Source organism: Lacinutrix sp. C3R15 (assembly GCF_018860825.1).
Taxonomy (GTDB): Bacteria; Bacteroidota; Bacteroidia; order Flavobacteriales; family Flavobacteriaceae; genus Oceanihabitans.
In genome coordinates, this window is record NZ_JAHKPZ010000015.1 from 423,830 (window position 1) to 444,810 (window position 20,981).

Sequence of the window (20,981 nt, forward strand, 5' to 3'; positions counted from 1 at the left end):
TCAAATAAAAGATGATTTTTTTTCTAAAATTATTAAAATATTTAGATATTCCTTTTAATTTTATATTTCAAACCTCTTCTTTAGTTTGGGGTCTGTAAATTAAATTTTAGATAGACTCAGGTTTTAAATTAGGCGTAGTTTTAAAAACTTCCAGTTTCTAGCTTCTGTCTTAAAACTAAAAGATTATCTTTGCTAGAAATTAATAAAAAACAAGTTAGACTTACATGATTAAGCTCGACGATTTATATTTTAAGCCATTTATTTCTGCTAAAAAAATTGATGCAGCAGTGCAAAAAATGGCGGATGATATTGCTGCTGACTTAGGAGATGAGGTGCCTGTATTTATAGGTATTTTAAATGGATCTTTTATGTTGGTTAGTGATTTTGTAAAAAAATACCCAAAACCTTGTGAAGTTACTTTTATAAAACTGGCTTCTTATGAAGGGTTAAAATCTACAGAAGACATACAGAGATTAATTGGTATAACGCAAGATTTAACAGGACGTACAGTTGTAATTCTGGAAGATATTATAGATTCTGGAAAAACACTAGCAGAAGTACATAGGATTTTTGAAAATGAAAACGTTAAATCTCTAATTATTGCTACCTTGTTTTTTAAGCCAGAGGCATATAAAAAAGATTTTAAACTTCATTATGTTGGTATAGAAATTCCAGATAAATTTATAGTTGGCTATGGTTTAGATTATAATAATTTAGGAAGAGATTTACCAGAAATATATCAATTAAAAACAACACAACACATGACAAATTTAGTCCTATTTGGACCTCCTGGAGCAGGAAAAGGAACACAAGCTAACTTTTTAAAAGAAACCTATAATTTAGTACATATCTCTACAGGAGATGTGTTTCGTTTTAATATAAAAAACGAAACAGCTTTAGGTATGCTAGCTAAATCTTTTATGGATAAAGGAGAATTAGTGCCAGATCAAGTGACTATAGATATGTTAGAAGCAGAAGTAGAAAAAAATGCAGATGCTAAAGGCTTTATTTTTGATGGTTTTCCGCGTACCAATGCACAAGCAGAAGCTTTAGACGCTTTAATGAAGCGTAAAGATTCTCAAATTAATGCCATGGTAGCCTTAGAAGTAGATGATGAAGTGTTAGTAGAGCGTTTGTTAGAACGTGGTAAAACTAGTGGAAGAGCAGATGACGCAGATGAGAGCATAATTAGAAACAGAATAAAAGAATACTATACTAAAACAGCTATTCTTAAAAACTTCTATACAGCACAAGATAAATATTTTGGTGTAGATGGAGTTGGTAGTATTGAAGATATTACAAAACGATTAAATACAGTAATAGATAAGCTTTAATATAAAATATACCTCATGGTGGTTTGTAAACCATCATGAGGTATAAAGCCTGTTTATTAACAAAAGAAATTAACTAAAAATATTCCCACTTTTGTGGGGAATTATTATGACTGAAGGGAACTTTGTTGACTACGTAAAAATGCACGTTTCTTCTGGAAATGGAGGAAAAGGATCTACGCATTTGCACCGCGAAAAATATTTAGAAAAAGGAGGTCCAGATGGAGGAGATGGAGGTCGTGGAGGTCACGTAATTCTTAAAGGAAACTCTAATCTATGGACACTTTTACACTTAAAGTTTAAAAGACACATAAGAGCTACTCATGGTGAACATGGTAGTAGTGGTAGAAGTTCTGGTGCAGATGGTCAAGACCAATATGTAGAAGTGCCACTAGGTACTGTTGTAAGAGATACAGAAACCAATGAGATTCTTTTTGAAATCACAAAAGATGGAGAAGAAAGAATTATAGCAGAAGGAGGAAAAGGTGGTCGTGGTAATTGGCATTTTAAATCGTCAACCAACCAAACACCTCGTTATGCACAACCAGGAATTCCGTTAGAAGAAAAAGATATCACGTTAGAGTTAAAACTTTTAGCAGATGTTGGGTTAGTAGGTTTCCCTAACGCAGGAAAATCTACCTTACTTTCTGTAGTAACTTCTGCAAAGCCAAAAATTGCAGATTATGAGTTTACTACATTAAAACCTAACTTAGGGATTGTAAAACACAGAGAATTTCAAACTTTTGTAATGGCAGATATTCCTGGTATTATTGAAGGAGCTGCAGAAGGGAAAGGGCTTGGTTACTATTTTTTACGTCATATTGAGCGTAATTCTATTCTTTTGTTTTTAATTCCTGCAGATGCAGAAGATATTAAAAAACAATATGATATTCTGTTAGATGAATTAAGACGTTACAACCCAGAAATGCTAGATAAAGAACGTATGATAGCAATTTCTAAATGTGATATGTTAGACGAAGAATTGCAAGCCGAATTAAAAGAAGAGTTAGATAATACCTTGCCAATTGACTATATGTTTATTTCTTCGGTTGCTCAAAAGGGATTAACAGAACTTAAAGATAAACTCTGGAACATGTTAAATAACTAAAAGCATTGTAATGAGAAACTATATAAAAAGTATAGTAGAAATAAATGACAATAAAGCAAGCCGGTTTTTTGCTGTTTTTATTCAATCATTAATATTACTTTCTATTGTTACTTTTTCTATAGAAACTATTCCAAACTTAAAACCACAAGTAAAAGATATTTTACAATATGTAGAGATATTTTGTGTTGTGGTTTTTACTTTAGAATATCTTTTAAGAATTTATGTAGCAGATAACAAACTAAAGTTTGTATTTAGTTTTTATGGTATTATAGATTTTCTAGCAATTATTCCGTTTTATTTATCTTTTGGATTAGACCTAAGGTCTTTAAGAGCTTTACGTTTTTTACGTTTATTTAGGGTTTTAAAATTGGTGCGTTATAATAAGGCAATGACTCATTTTTCTCGTGCTATAAAAGCAGCAAAAGAAGAAATATTGCTCTTTTTTTTCATTACACTAATTTTAATTTATTTTTCTGCAGTAGGTATTTATTATTTTGAAAACGAAGCGCAACCTGAACATTTTTCTTCTATTTTTGATAGCCTATGGTGGGCTATTGTAACGCTAACTACAGTTGGTTATGGTGATGTTTACCCAATTACTATTGGTGGCAGAGTATTTACTTTTTTTATATTATTAATAGGCTTAGGTATTGTAGCAATACCAACAGGTATTATCACTTCTGCACTTACAAAATCTATTGATAAAAGCGAAGATAAATAAACTACTGCTTTTCTGTTGTTCTTCGCTATTGTTTGTTAATTTTTAAAGTAAGTAATTCTAATAAAGCAAGCATAAAAATTAAGCTGCTTCAAAATATTCTAATTATTTTGCGCAAATAATGAACCAAAATGAAAAATATTAAAAGCGCATGAGTTTTCATAAAAAAGTAAATAATTTTAGAAGAAGCTTGATGCAAAAACTATCCAAAAGAGTTGGTAATGCGCATTTTAAGAATATAGATACCTCTAATAGGCAGGTTGTAAAAAGAGTTTTAATATGTAGGCCTAATCATAGGTTAGGTAATTTGATATTAACCACACCGCTACTTCAAGAAGTAAATAGATTGTTTCCAGAGGCTACTATAGATTTTGTTGTTCAAGGTGGCTTAGCACCCATTTTATTTCAAGAGTTTAAAAGTGTAGATAGAATAATTATGCTTCCTAAAAGAGCATTCAAGTATCCGTTACGCTATATAAAAGGTGTTTTTGCTATTAAAAAATACAAATATGACATTGCAATTACTGCTGTAAAAAAATCTTCTTCGGGTAAGTTGTTTACTCTTTTTTCTAATGCTACCTACAAAGTATTTGGTGAAGAAGAAGAGGGACATTTGAAATTGAAATATCCTGATTATAATCATAAAGCAAAAAAGCAAGTGTATAGCTTAAGAGAGTATTTATATAAATTAGGGTATAGTGAAATTAAAGAACCCATAGCTCCCTTAAGTATTAAATTATCATATAAAGAGCTGCAATCAGGCAAAGATATTCTTAAAGATTTGGTTAAAAATGATAAACCTACTATTTGCATTTTTACCTATGCTACAGGAGTAAAATGTTATCCTGAAAAATGGTGGCTGCCATTTTATGATAAATTAAAAAAATCCTATTCTAATTATAATATTATAGAAATTCTTCCTAAAGAAAACGTTTCTCAAATTCAGTTTAAAGCACCTTCTTTTTATAGTCATGATGTGCGTGAAATAGCTGCTGTAATTGCAAATACAAAAGCTTTTATTGGGGCAGATTCTGGTATTATGCATTTGGCAAGTGCATCTGGAGCTCCTACCATTGGGTTGTTTGGTGTAACCAAGATTAGTAAATATGCTCCTTATTTTAATGGCGTTGCTATAGATGCAAAAACTACAGATATAGCAGGTTGTATGCAGGTTGTTAATAATGTAATACAAAAAGTTAATTAGGTTTTATTGGTATCATTTTTTCCTTAAATTTAAGGAAATTAATTTCTATGAAATCTATTAATATAGTAGTGCTAGTAGTTCTTTTTACTAGTTGTGCTCCCGTTTATGTATCTACTGATTTTGAAAAAGGTACTGATTTTTCAAAATATAAAACCTACAATTACTATTCAGAAATTGAAACAGGATTAAGTGAATTAGATACCAAACGCTTATTAAACGTTTTGGAAAAGCAATTGCAACTTCAAGGAATGGATATTGCTGAAACCCCAGATTTTTATATAAATATTGTAAGTAAGGAATATCCTGTAGAACAAAAAAGTACAGTTGGAGTAGGAGTTGGAGGAACAGGAAATAATGTTGGCGGAGGAGTTTCTATTGGTATTCCTGTTGGTCAGGCAAAAATTACAAGACAGATTTTATTTGAGTTTATTGATGAAAACGGAATTGGTCTTTTTTGGCAAGCAGAAACCGAAAGTAGTTATAACCCAAATGCAACACCAGAAAAGCGCGAAGCCATTTTGCAGAATATAGTTGAAAAGGTGCTAAAAAAATACCCTCTAAAAACAAAAGAATAAGGAGTTTTTTTAATTTTTTACCAGTTTTTTACTTGCAATTAAAACATTGTTTTGGTAGAAGTTGGCAATGTATATTCCTTGACTTAATGTGCTAATATCTGTTTGCGATGTTTCTAGATTAGATAAATTAATTGTTTTTATCTTCTTGCCTTCTGTGCTAATAATTTCAACCAATACATCATTACCTAATGTGTTTTCTAATGTGAAATGTACAATATCATTAGAAGGATTAGGATACATGATTATATTAAAATCATTAGCTATTGCATCTTGAACGCCTAGAGTATTGTCTATAGTCCAAGAAACCGTTGCCACGTGAATAGATTCGTGATTGTCTATATTTAATTGCGTAGTTGCATCATGCACCACTACTGTTAAGTTATTGGTACCTGTATTTAAATCACTTTCTTCAATACTTACAATATCTATATTTGAAGCAAAACTATTTGTGTTTAAAGTCCATGTGTTTTCTAATGTGTTACTAGGCAACGTTGCTATGGTATTTATTTCAAAATTTAAAGGAAAAGAAGCTTCGCTAATTGTAGTTTCTGTAGGAGTGTAAGCGTCTATTGGCGAAACTAAATCATGAATTTTCTCGATAATACCCTCTTTGCAAACAGAACAGAAAGGATATCCTAAATAGCGCATTTTACAGGATTGATGTGGTCTATTCCATGTAGAAGCAGTACCAGAAGTAGCATAAGAATACACGCCAACATTGTCTATACCAATCCAGTTTTTCCATCGTACTAATGAAGGGTCTGTTTCTTGTGTCATGTTAATGGCTTCAGCAGCAAGTGCATCACCAGGATAATATTCGTCTTTTAAATCTACAAAAGAATGCCCTAGTTCATGAATAGCAATCTCTCCAGAGTCTTGTCCGGTTGATGCAATAGGAAATGATCCTCCACTACCACCATAATAAGGTGAATTTACTAAAATAAGCGCTTGGTCATAGGCTGGAAAATTAGCCGCTAAAACAGTAGAAATAGTTCCTTGGTTTAAAGTGTAAAGTAATCTATGAATAGAAAAACTATCGTAAGTAGTGCCAAAATAATTATTTACTGTTTGTGTTGGTACAGAATAACTTGTTTCATCTGAAGCAGTTCCTGGATGCGATGCGCCACTTTCTGTAGATATTACTTTTATAATATGTACATTAAAGTAATTTTCATAGCTAGCAAAAGGTTCTTCAGCAAACAAATCATTCATAAAAGTAGTAGCATCTGTTTCAAATTGACTAAGTTCACTAGATGTATAGCCATCTCCTAGAATAACAAGGTTTATACGTTTATCATCAGCACCAGAATCTTTAATTTTTACCACATCAAAAGTCTGCGAAATTGCAAGCTGAAAGTTAAAAACAAGAAGTAATAAAAGTAATAGTCTTTTCATGTTTATTCTATTTTAGTGGTAATGTGTTGTATGGATTCTGTGTTTGTAAGTTCTGTAATAACAATGTATTTTGCTTTAGCAGGTAGTTGCAGTCTAATGTTAAATTGTACACTGTCTAAATCTAAAACTCTTTTTTCAAAATTACCAAAATCGTTTACAAATTCTACTGTTTTTTTTAACGGATTTTTTAAAGCACCTTTTTCTAATTCATTAAAATCCTTATCTAAAATAGAATATTCTAAATCTTCAACTTCAGGATTTTGAATATTTTCAGGTTTTCCTTTTAATATTCCTTCGGTATTAATTTTATTGATTAGCGTAATGCTTTTTTCGTCTTGATCATTTTTAACCAATACATAATTGAGAAAAAGAATTTGTGATGTTGAAATAGTTTCAGGTGATTCTGCTATTACTTGCTTGTTAGAAGCACAAGAAAATATACATAATAGTACTACTATAGCACAAGATTTTAGATATACTTTAGGTGATAGCATAAATGAATTATGAAAATAAATAATTAGGTGTAAAGTTAAGGATTAATAAAAATTTAAAACCTTATAAATAAAAAAAAGAGGATTTAAAATCCTCTTTTTTTTATGAAATAGATAAAACATATTAGGTTCATGAATTTTGTGTAATATTCTTGGTGTCATGAGGTTATTATATACTTTGTAATTTGTTACTCTACAGTGATTTTTACCCCTTCGCTATGGCTACTAAATTCTGGAGCATACATGCTTTGAATGGTTGTAATACCATTACTCATATATCCTGAGTTATTAACGCGTAAGTCATATTCAAAGACAAAAACACCTTTTGGTAAATAATCAAAAAAGAAATTAGTGGCAGCATCTTTGGTGCTTTCATAATACCCCAAACCATCTTGCCATTTGTATTTTGATAATACGTTTATTGGTTCTAATCCTGCTGCTCGCATATCTTTCATATGTACAAATTCCATATTACGATCACTTCTTAACTCTATACGAACACGAACTACATCACCAATTTGTAATTTGGTGTCTAAGCTTACCTCTTGTAGTTCTTCGCCAAGGTCTGTATTCTTTTTTAAGAATAGTTTTTTCTTTAATTGCAAAGGTGTTTCTGCAGTTGTAATTTTATCTAAATCTTCAAAGTATTGCCAATACAAGCTTCCCCAGGCAATTCCTTTTCCTTTTTTAGTGATTTTTACTTCTGCCATTTCTGGTTTAATTTCTGCACCTTTCCAAGATGTTTTAAAGTAACCAGTTCCTGCTTCTACTTTTACATTTTCTAGTTTTTTAGCAGCTAGCTCCTGGTTGCCAATAGTAATGTTTACCATTTCTGTAACGCTTAACCAATCGCTTCCTTGTAGCAATAAAGCATATACAGCTTCTGTGGTTGCTTTGGTGGTTTTCCAACGGTTGGTTTGCTTATTTTTAAGTAGCCATATTTTAAGATTGTCAATGGTTTTTGTGTCATTTTCAATTTCTGCAAAGGCTTCAATTAATAAAGCTTGTGTTTCAATTGGTGCTTGATACCAATACCAAGAATGGGTGTTTTCTTTCCAATACATTCCTAATGCTTCGCTAGTAATGCTATTTTCTTTTAAGGATTTTAAAATTGCTTTAGCAGTTGCATTTGCATTTAATCTTTCAGAAACTAAAGCCATCATTCCTTTTGCGTATAAACTTCTAGATAACCAATATTTTTCAATTTGTGTTTTGTAATAATTGGTAATGTCTTGAACTTCTTTACTCTTTTTAATTTCTGGAAAAAAGCTTCGCATGTATAAATAATGCAATTGTGTGTAACTTAAATGGTCTTTAGTTAAATCTATATTATTGTTATATTTTTTGATGTCTTTGTATTCTTGTACAAATTCAGCATCTAAATAATCAATAGCTTTTTCAATTATTTGTTTTTGAGACTCTTCTGCTGCGCTGAGAGTGACACCAAGTTTACTAAGGTGCCCAAATCCAGTAATAATATGTTGTGTAATGTATCTGTTTTCTCTTCCTCCAGCAAACCAGGACCAAGCACCATTTTGCATTTGATTTTGTTCTAGTTTTCGTTTTGCAGCCTGTAGCTCGTTATTCATTTTATTTAAATTGAACAGTAAGGCAATGCGTTTTTTCTGTTCGGTTTCACTTTGTGCATCACGTAACCAAGGTGTTTCTTGAATTAATAAAGATTTTAATTCTTCATTTTTTTCTAGGTTAGAAAGTAACGCGTCTGTGTTTTTCCATTGATTAAAAACTTCCTGTATTCTCGGGTTACTATTTGTAATATGACTAGCCAGTGCATTTGCGTAATATCTGCTAAAGGTTTGTTCATTACAATCATAAGGATATTCCATTAAATACGGAAGCGCTTGCACAGCATACCAAGCAGGATTACTGGTCATCTCTAAAGCTAGATTATGGTTTTTAAGCGTTGTTGAATGGTTGTTTTTAAGCTTATCTAATATAAATGTTTTTGTTTGGTTACTTTTAATCCACATTGGTAACGTTTCGGTCACTAACATTCTATTGCTTAATACCGGAAGTGCATTTTGCTCGCCATCACTAAATGCTTCTGATTTTGCAATGATTTTATATTGTACAGCAGTAATATCTTCAGGAATATATAATAGCCAAGATACTTGTGTGTTTCCTTTGGCGTCTACTGTAAATGCTCTTGTACCATAGGTTCCAGAGTAATTAGGGCTTGGTATTTCGGCTTCTGTAAATAGTTTTTTGTCTATTCGCTCGCCAGTTGTAGCATCAAAAAGTTGTAAAACAGCTTCTCCAGAAATTTGTTTTTCGGTAAGGTTTGCAATTTTAGAACTAATTACAATTTCGTCTCCTTCCCGTAAAAAACGAGGCGCATTTGGTATTACCATTAGCTCTTTTTGGGTAACCGTTTCTAAACTAGTAACTGTGCTTTCCAGATTTTTTGTATGTGCTAATAATTGCAGATTCCATTTGGTTAATGCTTCTGGAGTGGTAAAACTAAAACTTATGTTTCCGTTTGTATCTGTTTGTAATTGCGGAAAGAAAAAAGCGGTTTCTTGCAGGTTTTTTCTAATGGATATTCCAGAGAAATCCGATTCATCTTTTGTTTTTTCTACCTTATCTGTAGTTTGTATTCCAGAAACTTTTCCATCTAATGCATCAGCTACAACCAAAGCTTCTTCCATTTCCTCCATTTCTATCATTTCAGCAACAGGAGCTCCAGCAACTTGTTTTTGTTGCGAAGCTCTGCGTTTCACCATCATCATATTATTTGCTTCATACAACATTCTAGAATGCCCAAAATAAAATCCAAACCAATCCAGTTGGTCATAATTTTGTTGCGAATATGTAGCTGTGTAATTGTTTTTGTTGTGTACTCTAAAACCAATAGCACCAAAGCTTTGTCTTGCATTTGTTCTATTTCGAGTATAGTAATTTTGTTGGGTAATTGGGTTAAAATTCCATGTATGTGATTTAAATTGATCTAAGGAAGCGTCATACATACTTGCCAGTAATTCTGCACTTACTTTTTCGCCTTGCGGACCTTTAATTTTAAAACTCCAGGTTTCGTTGGTTCCTGGTTGAAGTTTGTCTCTAAAAGTTAGCGTTTCTATTTCTAATGCTGTTTTTGCGTACGGAACAATAATATTTACACTAGCACTTTGATAGCTGTTAAAAGCCGAAAAACTATAATGCAATACAAAGCCACCAACATCTTCTTTGTTAATGGGAATACGTAGTTTTTTTTTGTTATTGTTTAAATGAATAGTTTCTTCTTGAATTATTTTATGACCTTTTTCTACAGAAACCGAAACATATACATCTTGAGCTGCAGATGCAAAAGTTACTATAGCAGTTTCTCCAACATGGTAGGTTTCTTTGTTTGTGGTGACGCTAAACAGTTGCTTGTCTGCAAGTGTTTTGTCTTTATCACTAAAGAGCGTGGTTTTAATTTCGTCTTTTACTTCTTGACCAAATTTATCTTTACTTTCTAGAAGAATGACATAAGCGCCAGATTCCCATTTTTTAATATTTCTAAAATCTAATTCTTTCTTTTTTGAAGTATCAAATTTTTCATCTAGAACTAGTGTGCCTTTTTTCCAGCTTGTACTGTTGTGTTCTTTTTTATATGCTTCATGTGGGAATTTGTTTTTAAATTTACTTTCTGATATGTCTTGATAATCTGGAGCAGCCCATGGTCTTGGTCTTAAAACCTGTTGAGGTGCTTCTAGTTTATATATTTTAATAGTTCCTTTTGCTGGAGCAAATTGGCCATTTAGGTTTTTGGTGTCTATTTTTAAAGTATGGTCTTTGTTGTTTTTGTCTAGTTTATCTGCAATAGAAAGATTTGCCAATAAAGCATGGTAACCAACATTTACAGTGGTGGTTGCGCTTCGTGTTTCGCCATTTAAATCGGTAATATCTGCTGTGACTTCATAATGAAAAACGGGTAAGTTTTTTTTATCTACACTTTGGTCTGGTTGTGCATTAAATTTTATTTCAAATTCTCCCTTATCATTGGTTTTGCTCTCTCCATGTTTGATTTCTTGAGGTTCGCTAGTAAAAAATGGTCGATACCAATAATACCATCTTGGGTACTGTACTTTTCGGTGTACGCGATACACTACCTTAGCATCTGTAATGTTGCTTCCTGCGTAGGCAAGTGCATTTCCTTTTATGGTAATCTCGTCATTTACTTTATAGGTTTCTGTTATAGGAAGAAATTTTGCTTCAAATTTTGGGCGTTTATATTCTTCGACAGAAATATTTGTGATTCCGTTTATTTGTACTTTTTCTGAAGAAATACGAATATGAAAATCACCTGTTAATCCTGTGTTTGGTAGAATAAATTCTCCTTGAATAGAACCAAATGCATTGGTTACAAATTTTAACGTTTTTACTTCTTGACCATTAGCATCTGTTAAACGCACATTTAATTTTGCATCTGGAAACACTTCTGAAACATCGTTATTGGTTTTTATAGCAATACCTTTAAAGAAAACCGTTTGTCCTGGTCTGTAAATACTTCTGTCTGTAAATAAAAAACCTTTGTATGTTTCTTTGTCTTTTGTGTTGTTGTAATGGTTTTGGTATATGTAATAGTCGCCAAAATAAGCTTTTTCACCTTGGTGTGTTACTTCAATTTTTACACTTCTATATCTATCTGCTTCTTTATAAAAAACAGCTTCTCCTTTGCTATTTGTAATAACGTTTTCGGTTTGTAGTGTGCGATTGTTATTCTTTAAATATGTGATTTTAAGTTTTGCTTCTGCAATTGGTTTTCCGTTGTTTCTATCAATAACTTGAAATGTTGTTTTGTCTTGTGCAGCGTTTTCTACAACTGCCAAGTTGGTTACTTGAATAGTTGCAAAACCAAAAGTGTTTGTGGTGTTGTTTGGCGTTGCTAAAATTACATAACGACTATTAATTAATTTTGGTAAAATAACTTCTGTTGTATGTGTTTGGTAATCTTGTTCGTTACGAAGCGTGCTTTGCCATTTAGTAACTTGCTCCAGATTGTTTATAAGGGCAAGTTGTTCTTCTTTTTTGTAGGTTTTGTTTAATTTTTCAAATTGATTTTCACTGATTGTATACACTACAAAAGATAAGGCATCTACGTTTTTGTAACGAACTAAAAACCTGGCATCTTTTTGTATAGGCACATAAGATTCTGTTGTGATTTGAAGGGTTTGCTGAAGAATTTGTTGTTTTAAAACTTCACATTTTTGAGCAGCAATACTTTTAGGGAATTGTTTTAATACTGTATTGCAAAGCGCGAGTGCTTCTTTGTTTTTCCAACGGTTTTCTACTTTTACTTCTGGCTGGTAATCTCCTGCTTGTTGCACGAATAATGTAGCAATTTCAAAATCATATAAACCAGAAACAGGATTTGAGTTTAATCTTTTACTTTCTGCCTGCAATGCTTTTAAATAAATAGCCTCTTTATTTTTGAATGTAGCATGTTCTTTTACGTATTTTAGTCTTTCTAGATTAACGTCTGCAAGTGCTTCTGCTGCTTTGTCTTTGTTGTGAAATTGAATAAGTTTCTGATATATTTTTAATGCTTGAAGCTGTAAAGACGTGCTGTCTTTTGATGTGATTTTTAGTTTAGAAAAAACGGATGCTTTACTACTATATTCTTCATTGTCTATTTCAAATTTATACGCAGGTTTGGTAATGCTGTTTTCTGTTGTTTTATAAAATTCTAAGGCATTATGACTTAATAAATCATAAAGCGTAGGTCTAAATATTTTAGAGTTTTTTTGCTCTAGTAAAAGTGCTTCGTAGTTGTTTAAGCTAGTTTTTTGTAGTACAAAACTGTTTTCTAAAGAATGTTGGTAATGTGTGTTTATTTCTGTGAAAAGCGTTTGTAAATCCCAGGTTCTAAAATCTGTTGTATCTACTTTGTCTTCAGTTTTTGTTCGGTTATAAAATTGGTAACGGTTTTGATTAAAATATTGCCAATACAAGTTGGCTAGCATGTTCTCTAATACGTTTTTAGTAGGAGAAACACTTTCATTTATTTCTTTTTTAAAATCGTTTATAATTTTTAATTGCGCATCTTCTTTTAAGATTAAGGCGTACTTGCTTTTGTAAAGAAGCGTTTTTATAATTTGTGGTGCATTTTTATCTGCTTTTGCTTTTGCGCTAATTAGTTCTACAGCTTTTAAAGCAGATTTTGTTAATCCTTCTTTTTCAAATTGCGCAATTTCTTTCCAAAGACTTTCGTAATTGTTCGTTTGTGCTTGAGTGAAAGTTGCAAAAAAGATAATCATAAATATAGTGATGGTTTTTTTCATGTGCTTCGTTTTGTAAATAAATGCCTTCAAAGCTAACTTCAAAATGTGTTCCAAAAAATACAGAATTAGCGAATTATGCGTTTGGTTGAGTGAAGTTAACTTATTTTTAAGGAATTAGAACTTTCTGAAATTAATTTTTGAAAGATTATATTTGTGAAATCAACTTAAACAGTATGCGAAAATTTATTGTTCTTATAATGCTTCCTTTGTTTGGTTTTAGTCAACATAATATTGGCAAAGCAGAAGCTCTTTTAATGCAAAAAAAATATGTAAGCGCAGAAAATGTACTCCAATTAATTGTTAAAGAGCATCCAGAGAACTTAAAAGCCATTGAGTTGTTTGGTGATGCTTATGGATACCAACAAAAATGGGACGATGCCATTACGCAATATAAAAAATTAGTACAAGCAAAACCATTAGAAGCAAATTACCATTATAAGTATGGAGGTGCTCTAGGAATGAAGGCTTTACAAGTAAACAAGTTTATTGCTTTAACTATTATAGGAGATGTTAAAGAAGCCTTTTTAACTGCAGCAAAATTAGATGCTAAGCATATAAACACACGTTGGGCTTTGGTAGAATTGTATATGCAGTTACCTGTAGTTGTAGGAGGTAGTCAAACCAAATCTTTACAATATGCCAATGAGTTAGAAGCTTTATCTAAAGTAGATGGTTATTTAGCAAAAGGCTATATTTATGAATACGATGATAAGCCAGAATTAGCCGAAAAATACTATAAACTTGCTATTACAGAAGGAGGATCATTTACCTGTTACCAGAAACTTTCTAGTTTTTATGAAAGTAACAATGCGCCAGAAAAAGCAGTAGCAACAATGGAGGCTTCGCAAGAGAAACATCAACGAAATGCTTTGCATTATCAAATAGGAAAAGTAGCAGCAGAGTACAATATTCAACTAGCTAAAGGAGAACAGTGTTTGCAAAAGTATATAGAAAATTATTCTGCAGAAGATGGTGTGCCAATTGCTTGGGCAAATTATAGGTTGGCACAAATATATAAGCATCAAAAACAAAAAGAAAAAGCATTACAAGCTATTGTATTGGCAATTTCTGAGCTTCCGGAAATAGAGGTTTTTAAAGAAGAGAAGCTTGAAATAAATCAATTGTAAATTTTACTAAAGACTGCAATAGCAGTTTTTTTTATTTTAATTCTTGTTTTAATAGTAATACTATTATATTTGCAATCAAAATGTATAATTATGATTAATTTACTATCAAATTTAAAGATTAATGTACCAGAAAAAATCTTTCTTAAAGATCCTGAGTCTTCTAAATTAGGGAAACGTATTATAGAGCAAAGTATATTATTAATAGATGAAATTGGCTTTGATAATTATACGTTTAAAAAGTTAGGTGTAAAAATTGGTTCTAATGAAAGTTCTATATATCGTTATTTTGAAAGTAAGCATAAGTTGTTACTGTATTTAACTTCTTGGTATTGGGCTTGGATAGAGTATCAACTGGTATTTGCTACACACAATATTTCTGATGAAAAATTACAACTACAAAAAGCTATAGAAGTAGTTACAAGAACGATAAAAGAAGATAGTACCTTTTTACATATTAATGAAGTTGTATTAAATAGAATTGTTATTAATGAGTATTCTAAATCATACTTAACCAAAGAAGTAGATGTAGAAAATAAAGAAGGATATTTTATAATCTATAAAAGGTTGGTAACTAGGTTAAGAGATATGATAATTAAAATAAACCCTAAATATAAATTTCCATCAAGCCTAGCAAGTACGGTTGTTGAAGGCGCTTTGCATCAACATTTTTTAAAGGAACATTTTAAAACTATTACAGATTGTGATACTAGCACTACACCAACCCAATTTTTTACAGAACTCACCTTTAATGCTTTAAAATAAATTTATGAAAAATATTACAATGACGCCTTGGCAAAGGCTTTTTGGTTTGCTTAAATTAGAAAAGCGTGCCGTTTTGCAAGTTTTTTACTATGCCATTTTTGCAGGATTAGTTTCGTTGTCTTTACCGTTAGGTATACAAGCAATTATTAATTTATTACAAGGAGCGCAAATAACAACTTCTTGGATTGTTTTAGTGGTTCTTGTTACTCTAGGTGTTGCATTTGTAGGTGTATTACAATTGATGCAAATGCGTATTATAGAAACGCTGCAACAACGTGTTTTTACAAGAGCGTCTTTTGAGTTTATCTATCGTTTTCCAAAAATCACTATGGAAGAGTTACGTAGTTATTATCCGCCAGAATTAGCAAATCGTTTTTTTGATACACTAACTGTGCAAAAGGGGTTAGCTAAAATATTAGTAGATATTCCTGCGGCAGTTTTACAAATTGTGTTTGCTCTTATATTGCTTTCTTTTTACCATCCTTTTTTTATTGCTTTTGGTATTATACTATTAATATTGGTATATGTGGTTTTTAAATTTACAGCGCGTAGAGGAATGGAAACTAGTCTTCAGGAATCTAAAAATAAATACAAAGTTGCGCACTGGATTCAGGAAGTAGCAAGAACTATTATAAGTTTTAAATTGTCTGGAAAAACCAATTTAGCATTAACCAAAAACGATGCTTTAGTAGATAAGTATTTAAACTCAAGAGAATCACATTTTAAAGTCTTAGTTATACAGTTTATACAAATGATTGGTTTTAAGGTTATTGTTACTGCAGGTTTATTAACTATTGGAGGTGCTTTAGTTTTAAATCAAGAAATGAATATTGGGCAATTTGTAGCAGCAGAAATAATTATACTATTGGTAATTAGCTCTGTTGAAAAACTAATACTTGGTTTAGAATCTTTTTATGATATTTTAACTTCTTTAGAAAAAATTGGTCAGGTAGTAGATAAAGAATTAGAAAGTCAAATAGGAGAGGATCCTATTTTTAAAGATAATTTTATAATAGAATTAGAAAATGTATGCTATAATGTACCTGAAAGAGATAAAAATATATTAGAAAATATATCCATGCAAGTACAAGCCAATACCAGTACCTTGATTCGTGGTGAAAGTGGAGCAGGTAAATCTAGTTTGTTGCGTTTGTTTGCAGGATTAATAAAACCAACAAAAGGAACTGTTTTTTTAGATAACTTTTCTTTAAATAATATTCATTTAAATAAATATAGAGGACAAATAGGAATGTCTTTATCAGACGAAACTCCCTTTCAAGCTACGCTTCGTGAAAACATCACCTTTGGAGATGATAGCCTTACAGATGAAGAAATTTTTTGGGCAATAGAAAAAGTTGGGCTCAAAAAGTTTGTTAAAGAGCGACCTAAAGGGCTTAACACTATAATTAACCCAGAAGGAAAACAAATTGCTTATACAGACGCAAAAAAAATAATTTTAGCTAGAGCAATTGTTAGAAAACCAAAACTTTTAATTCTTGAAGACCCTTTAGACCAGTTTGAGTTTGCCGAGTGGGAAAAGGTTATGAATTTTTTATTAGATAAGGCAAACAATTGGGCAGTTATAGTAGTAAGTGGTAATAAAAGATGGAAAGAGAAATGCCATAATACCATTACATTACAAAAAGGAAAAATGATTTAATTTACCAAGGTTATGCTAAATATATCTAACAACACATTACATAAAGAGTTCGATTTTAATAGCTATAAATCGGGACGAAAAACCTTTAATAAAAAATACTATAAGTATTTTAATAGGTTTCTTTTAGGCTTTGCCATTTTTTGTTTTATAGTGTTATTTTTTCCTTGGACCCAAAATATAAGTGGTCAAGGCAAAGTAACTACTTTAAGACTAGATCAAAGACCACAAACTATACAATCTCCAATTCCTGGAAAAATAGAAAAATGGTTTGTGCAAGAAGGAGATCAAGTAAAAAAAGGAGATACTATTCTTGAAATTTCTGAAGTGAAAAGTGATTATTTTGACCCTAATCTAGTAACAAGAACAGGAAATCAAATAAACTCTAAAACCGCATCTGTAACCTCTTATTCTGAAAAAGTAAAAGCTCTAGATAGGCAAATTGCAGCATTAAATGCAGCAAGAACCTTAAAGATGGAACAAGCCAAAAATAAATTGATGCAATCCCACTTAAAAGTGAAAAGTGATAGTATTGAGCTGGAAGCAGCACATACCAATTTAAAAATAGCGCAAAAACAATTTGATAGAACAGTTACACTTCAGGAAGAAGGCTTAAAAGCATTAAAAGATGTAGAAGAAAAAAGGTTGAAACTTCAAGAAACCCAAGCAAAACTTATTTCGCAAGAAAATAAATTATTAGCAAGTAAAAACAATGTTATTAATGCACAAGTAGAAATAGCTAGTGTTAATGCTTCGTTTAACGATAAAGTATCTAAAGCACAGAGTGATAAGTTTACCGCACAATCTAGTCAGTTTGAAACCGAAGCACAAGTGAGTAAATTAGAAACTAGTTATTCTAATTACGAAATGCGAAACAAACTTCGTTATGTAACTGCTCCTCAAAACGGCTTTATAAACAAAGCTATTCGAGGAGGTTTAGGTGAAACCTTTAAAGAAGGAGAAAGTCTAGTAAATATCATGCCTTCTCAATATGATTTAGCTGTAGAAACTTTCGTAAAACCCTTAGATTTACCCTTGTTGCATGTAGGTGAAAAAGTACGTGTAGAGTTTGACGGTTGGCCTGCAATTGTTTTTAGTGGTTGGCCTAACGTGTCTTATGGTACGTATGGAGCAAAAGTAGTTGCCATAGAAAATTTTATAAGCTCTAACGGAAAATATAGAGTGTTACTAGCTCCAGATACCAAAGATGCTAGTTGGCCAGAAGCTATTCGAGTTGGTTCTGGAGCCAAAACAATGGCCTTGTTAGAAGATGTGCCAATTTGGTTTGAATTATGGAGAAAGCTAAATGGTTTTCCTCCTAATTATTATCAGCCAGAAACAAACACAACAGATAAAAAAGCAAAAGAATGAAAAAGCTATTAACTCTATTTTTTCTTTGTTTTTCAAGTGTGATTTTTGCGCAAGAAGACCTTTCAGTGTTGCGATTTGATGAGTATTTGGCTTTTGTAAAAAAGTATCATCCTATTGCTAAACAAGCACAATTGGTAATTAGTGAAAGTGAAGCAAAACTATTAAAAGCAAGAGGAGCTTTTGATCCTAAGTTAGCACTAGATTATAATAGAAAGAAATTTAAAGGTACAGCGTATTATGATAAATTAAACACCTCTTTTAAAATACCTACTTGGTATGGTGTAGAGCTTAAGGCAAACTTTGAAGAAGCAGATGGTGTATATTTAAATCAAGAATCCACACTTCCTCAAGATGGTTTGTATAGTGCAGGAATTTCGTTTTCTGTAGCACAAGGTCTTCTTATTAATAAGCGTATGGCTTCTTTAAAACAAGCAAAGCTTTTTAAGCAACAAGCAAAAGCAGATCGCGATATTATTGTAAATAACATTCTTTATCAAGCCTCTTTAGTTTATTTTAATTGGTTAAAAGCATTTAACGAAGTGAACCTTTACCAGGAGTTTTTAACCAATGCACAGGTTAGGTTTAATGGTGTTCAGCAAAATGTAGAAGTAGGTGAAAGTGCAGCAATAGATGCAGTAGAAGCAAGAATTGTTGTAAACGAAAGGGCGTTGTTACATGAAAAAGCAAAAGTAAAATTCATGAAAGCAACTTTAGAATTGTCTAATTACTTGTGGCTAGAAAATAATATACCAGTTGAGTTGCAAGAAAATATGATTCCTAATGTATATAGCGAAGAAAGTATAGATGAAAGCTTACATATTACAACATTAGAAATTTTTAATTTTGATATAGAAGCGCATCCAAAACTACAGTCTTTAAGCTATAAATACGAAAGTTTAAAAATAGAAAAGCGCTTAAAAGCAAATATGCTATTGCCTAAAATAGACTTGCAATATAATTTTTTATCACAAACACCAGAAGCAACTAATAGTTTTAATACTGCAAATTATAAAAGTGGTGTATCTATACTTTTTCCCTTGTTTTTAAGAAAAGAACGAGGAGACTTAAAACTAGCAAAACTAAAACTACAAAACACAACTTTAGATATTAGTTTGTCTAAACTTAGTATTAAAAATAAGGTAGATGCTATAAAAAACGAGTTGCAATCGTATGTTATTCAAAACGACTTAACAGCTAAAATGATACAAGATTATGAACAAATGGTTAGTGCCGAAGAACGTAAATTTACTTTAGGTGAAAGCTCTTTGTTTCTAGTAAACTCTAGAGAACGAAAACTTATGGAGGCGAGATTAAAAGCAATTCTATTAGAAAACAGTTATTTTGAAACTAAAGCCAAGTTATTTAATAATTTAGCTGTTGGTATTTAATAATTTACAGTAACAGATTCTTGAAAATTAGTGAAATTCAGGTCAAAAAACTATCTTTGAAGCATCTTCAAAAATAAAATATGAACGTACATTTTATAGCTATTGGTGGTTCTGCAATGCACAATTTAGCCCTAGCATTACACAACAAAGGATATCAAGTAACAGGAAGTGATGATACCATTTTCGAGCCTTCTAAATCTAGATTAGCAGCTAAAAACCTTTTGCCAGAGTCTTTTGGTTGGTTTCCAGAAAAAATAACAGCAGATGTAGATGCTATTGTTTTGGGTATGCATGCTAAAGCAGACAATCCAGAATTGTTAAAAGCCCAAGAGTTAGGCTTAAAAATTTACAGTTATCCTGAGTTTTTGTACGAGCAGTCTAAACACAAAACCAGAGTTGTTATTGGCGGAAGTCATGGTAAAACAACCATTACATCTATGATTTTACACGTTATGCATTATCATGATCGAGATGTAGATTATATGGTTGGTGCACAATTAGAAGGTTTTGATGTTATGGTAAAATTAACAGAAGACAATGACTTTATTGTTTTAGAAGGTGATGAGTATTTAAGTTCGCCAATAGACAGAAGACCAAAATTTCACTTATATAAACCCAATATTGCTTTACTAAGTGGTATTGCTTGGGACCATATTAATGTGTTTCCTACCTATGAAAATTATGTAGAGCAGTTTAGCATTTTTGTAGATAGCATTGTTAAAGGCGGAAGTATAAATTATAACGAAGAAGATGCTGAGGTAAAACGCGTAGTAGAAGCATCAGAAAATCCTATTCGTAAAATTGCTTACCACACACCAGAATATACCGTTGAAGATGGTGAAACCTTGTTAGATACACCTGAAGGTTTAATGCCAATTGAAATTTTTGGTAAACATAATCTTAATAATCTAGCAGGAGCAAAATGGATTTGCCAACACATGGGAATTGATGAGGACGATTTTTATGAAGCAGTTTCTACCTTTAAAGGAGCTAGCAAACGATTAGAAAAAATTGCAGAAAGTGCCACTAGTGTAGCTTATAAAGATTTTGCGCATTCGCCAAGTAAAGTAGAAGCTACAACCAAAGCAGTTAAAGAACAATATAAAAACAGAACATTGGTTGCTTGTTTAGAATTGCATACTTATAGTAGTTTAAATGCAGAGTTTTTAAAAGAATACAAAGGAGCTTTAGATGCAGCAGATGTTGCAGTTGTTTTTTACTCACCACATGCCGTAGAAATTAAAAAACTTGAAGAAGTGTCGCATGACCAAATCGCCAATGCTTTTCAACGCGATGATTTAGTTATTTGTACTAATCCTGAGGAGTTTAAAGATTTTTTGTTCAAACAAAATTTTGATAACAAAGCCTTATTGCTAATGAGTTCTGGTAATTATGGAGGTTTAGATTTTGATGAGGTTAAAGAGTTAATCCATTAAGATATTGTCATACCTGAGCTTGTAGAAGTCGCTCTTTTCGGAAGATTCAGCATCTTAGTTAAAAATTATAGAGTTCTACAAAATAAAATAAGGATAGATACGTTATGCTAAAACCAATCAAACCAGTATTTTAT

General features: G+C 31.5%; 14 protein-coding genes. 11 read left to right on the top strand and 3 right to left on the bottom strand.

Going from position 1 to position 20,981, the window contains the following annotated elements; all coding sequences use genetic code 11:
- Positions 1 to 224: 224 nt before the first annotated feature.
- From KO494_RS07300 to KO494_RS07320, 5 genes are all read left to right on the top strand, one after another.
- A complete protein-coding gene (locus tag KO494_RS07300) occupies positions 225 to 1,334 on the top strand; it encodes an adenylate kinase (RefSeq protein ID WP_215966936.1) in 1,110 nt (369 codons plus the stop codon).
- A 106-nt stretch (positions 1,335 to 1,440) separates the two neighbouring features.
- On the top strand, positions 1,441 to 2,439 hold the full coding sequence (gene obgE / locus KO494_RS07305) for a GTPase ObgE (protein WP_215966937.1): 999 nt from the start codon (positions 1,441 to 1,443) through the stop codon (positions 2,437 to 2,439).
- A 10-nt stretch (positions 2,440 to 2,449) separates the two neighbouring features.
- Entirely contained in the window at positions 2,450 to 3,160 is a 711-nt protein-coding gene (locus KO494_RS07310) for an ion transporter (RefSeq protein WP_215966938.1), read from the top strand.
- A gap of 148 nt (positions 3,161 to 3,308) precedes the next feature.
- A complete protein-coding gene (locus tag KO494_RS07315; protein WP_215966939.1) occupies positions 3,309 to 4,361 on the top strand; it encodes a glycosyltransferase family 9 protein in 1,053 nt (350 codons plus the stop codon).
- 47 nt (positions 4,362 to 4,408) lie between these two features.
- Complete coding sequence (locus KO494_RS07320; protein ID WP_215966940.1) at positions 4,409 to 4,936, top strand: DUF4136 domain-containing protein; 528 nt, start codon at positions 4,409 to 4,411, stop codon at positions 4,934 to 4,936.
- A 9-nt stretch (positions 4,937 to 4,945) separates the two neighbouring features.
- On the opposite strand, the gene KO494_RS07325 is transcribed toward KO494_RS07320, so the two are convergent.
- From KO494_RS07325 to KO494_RS07335, 3 genes are all read right to left on the bottom strand, one after another.
- On the bottom strand, positions 4,946 to 6,331 hold the full coding sequence (locus tag KO494_RS07325; RefSeq protein ID WP_215966941.1) for a M64 family metallopeptidase: 1,386 nt from the start codon (positions 6,329 to 6,331) through the stop codon (positions 4,946 to 4,948).
- A 2-nt stretch (positions 6,332 to 6,333) separates the two neighbouring features.
- Positions 6,334 to 6,825, bottom strand: coding sequence for a hypothetical protein (locus KO494_RS07330; RefSeq protein WP_215966942.1), 492 nt, complete (start codon positions 6,823 to 6,825; stop codon positions 6,334 to 6,336).
- Positions 6,826 to 7,010: 185 nt separating this feature from the next.
- A complete protein-coding gene (locus KO494_RS07335) occupies positions 7,011 to 13,106 on the bottom strand; it encodes an alpha-2-macroglobulin (protein ID WP_215966943.1) in 6,096 nt (2,031 codons plus the stop codon).
- A gap of 173 nt (positions 13,107 to 13,279) precedes the next feature.
- Here KO494_RS07335 and KO494_RS07340 point away from each other — a divergent pair, with 173 nt between their 5' ends.
- From KO494_RS07340 to murC, 6 genes are all read left to right on the top strand, one after another.
- On the top strand, positions 13,280 to 14,233 hold the full coding sequence (locus KO494_RS07340; protein WP_215966944.1) for a lipopolysaccharide assembly protein LapB: 954 nt from the start codon (positions 13,280 to 13,282) through the stop codon (positions 14,231 to 14,233).
- A gap of 90 nt (positions 14,234 to 14,323) precedes the next feature.
- Positions 14,324 to 14,995: a TetR/AcrR family transcriptional regulator gene (locus KO494_RS07345; protein WP_215966945.1), complete on the top strand. Its 672-nt coding sequence runs from the start codon at positions 14,324 to 14,326 to the stop codon at positions 14,993 to 14,995.
- Between the two features lie 4 nt (positions 14,996 to 14,999).
- The gene (locus KO494_RS07350) at positions 15,000 to 16,655 is read left to right on the top strand and encodes a peptidase domain-containing ABC transporter (protein ID WP_215966946.1); all 1,656 of its coding nucleotides are present in this window, start codon (positions 15,000 to 15,002) and stop codon (positions 16,653 to 16,655) included.
- A 12-nt stretch (positions 16,656 to 16,667) separates the two neighbouring features.
- Positions 16,668 to 18,023 (top strand): HlyD family secretion protein, encoded by a 1,356-nt coding sequence (locus tag KO494_RS07355; RefSeq protein ID WP_215966947.1) that lies wholly within the window; start codon positions 16,668 to 16,670, stop codon positions 18,021 to 18,023.
- The gene (locus KO494_RS07360; protein ID WP_215966948.1) at positions 18,020 to 19,411 is read left to right on the top strand and encodes a TolC family protein; all 1,392 of its coding nucleotides are present in this window, start codon (positions 18,020 to 18,022) and stop codon (positions 19,409 to 19,411) included. Before KO494_RS07355 ends, KO494_RS07360 begins: the two co-directional genes overlap by 4 nt.
- Before the next feature lie 80 nt (positions 19,412 to 19,491).
- Complete coding sequence (gene murC, locus KO494_RS07365) at positions 19,492 to 20,847, top strand: UDP-N-acetylmuramate--L-alanine ligase (RefSeq protein ID WP_215966949.1); 1,356 nt, start codon at positions 19,492 to 19,494, stop codon at positions 20,845 to 20,847.
- Positions 20,848 to 20,981: the final 134 nt, after the last annotated feature.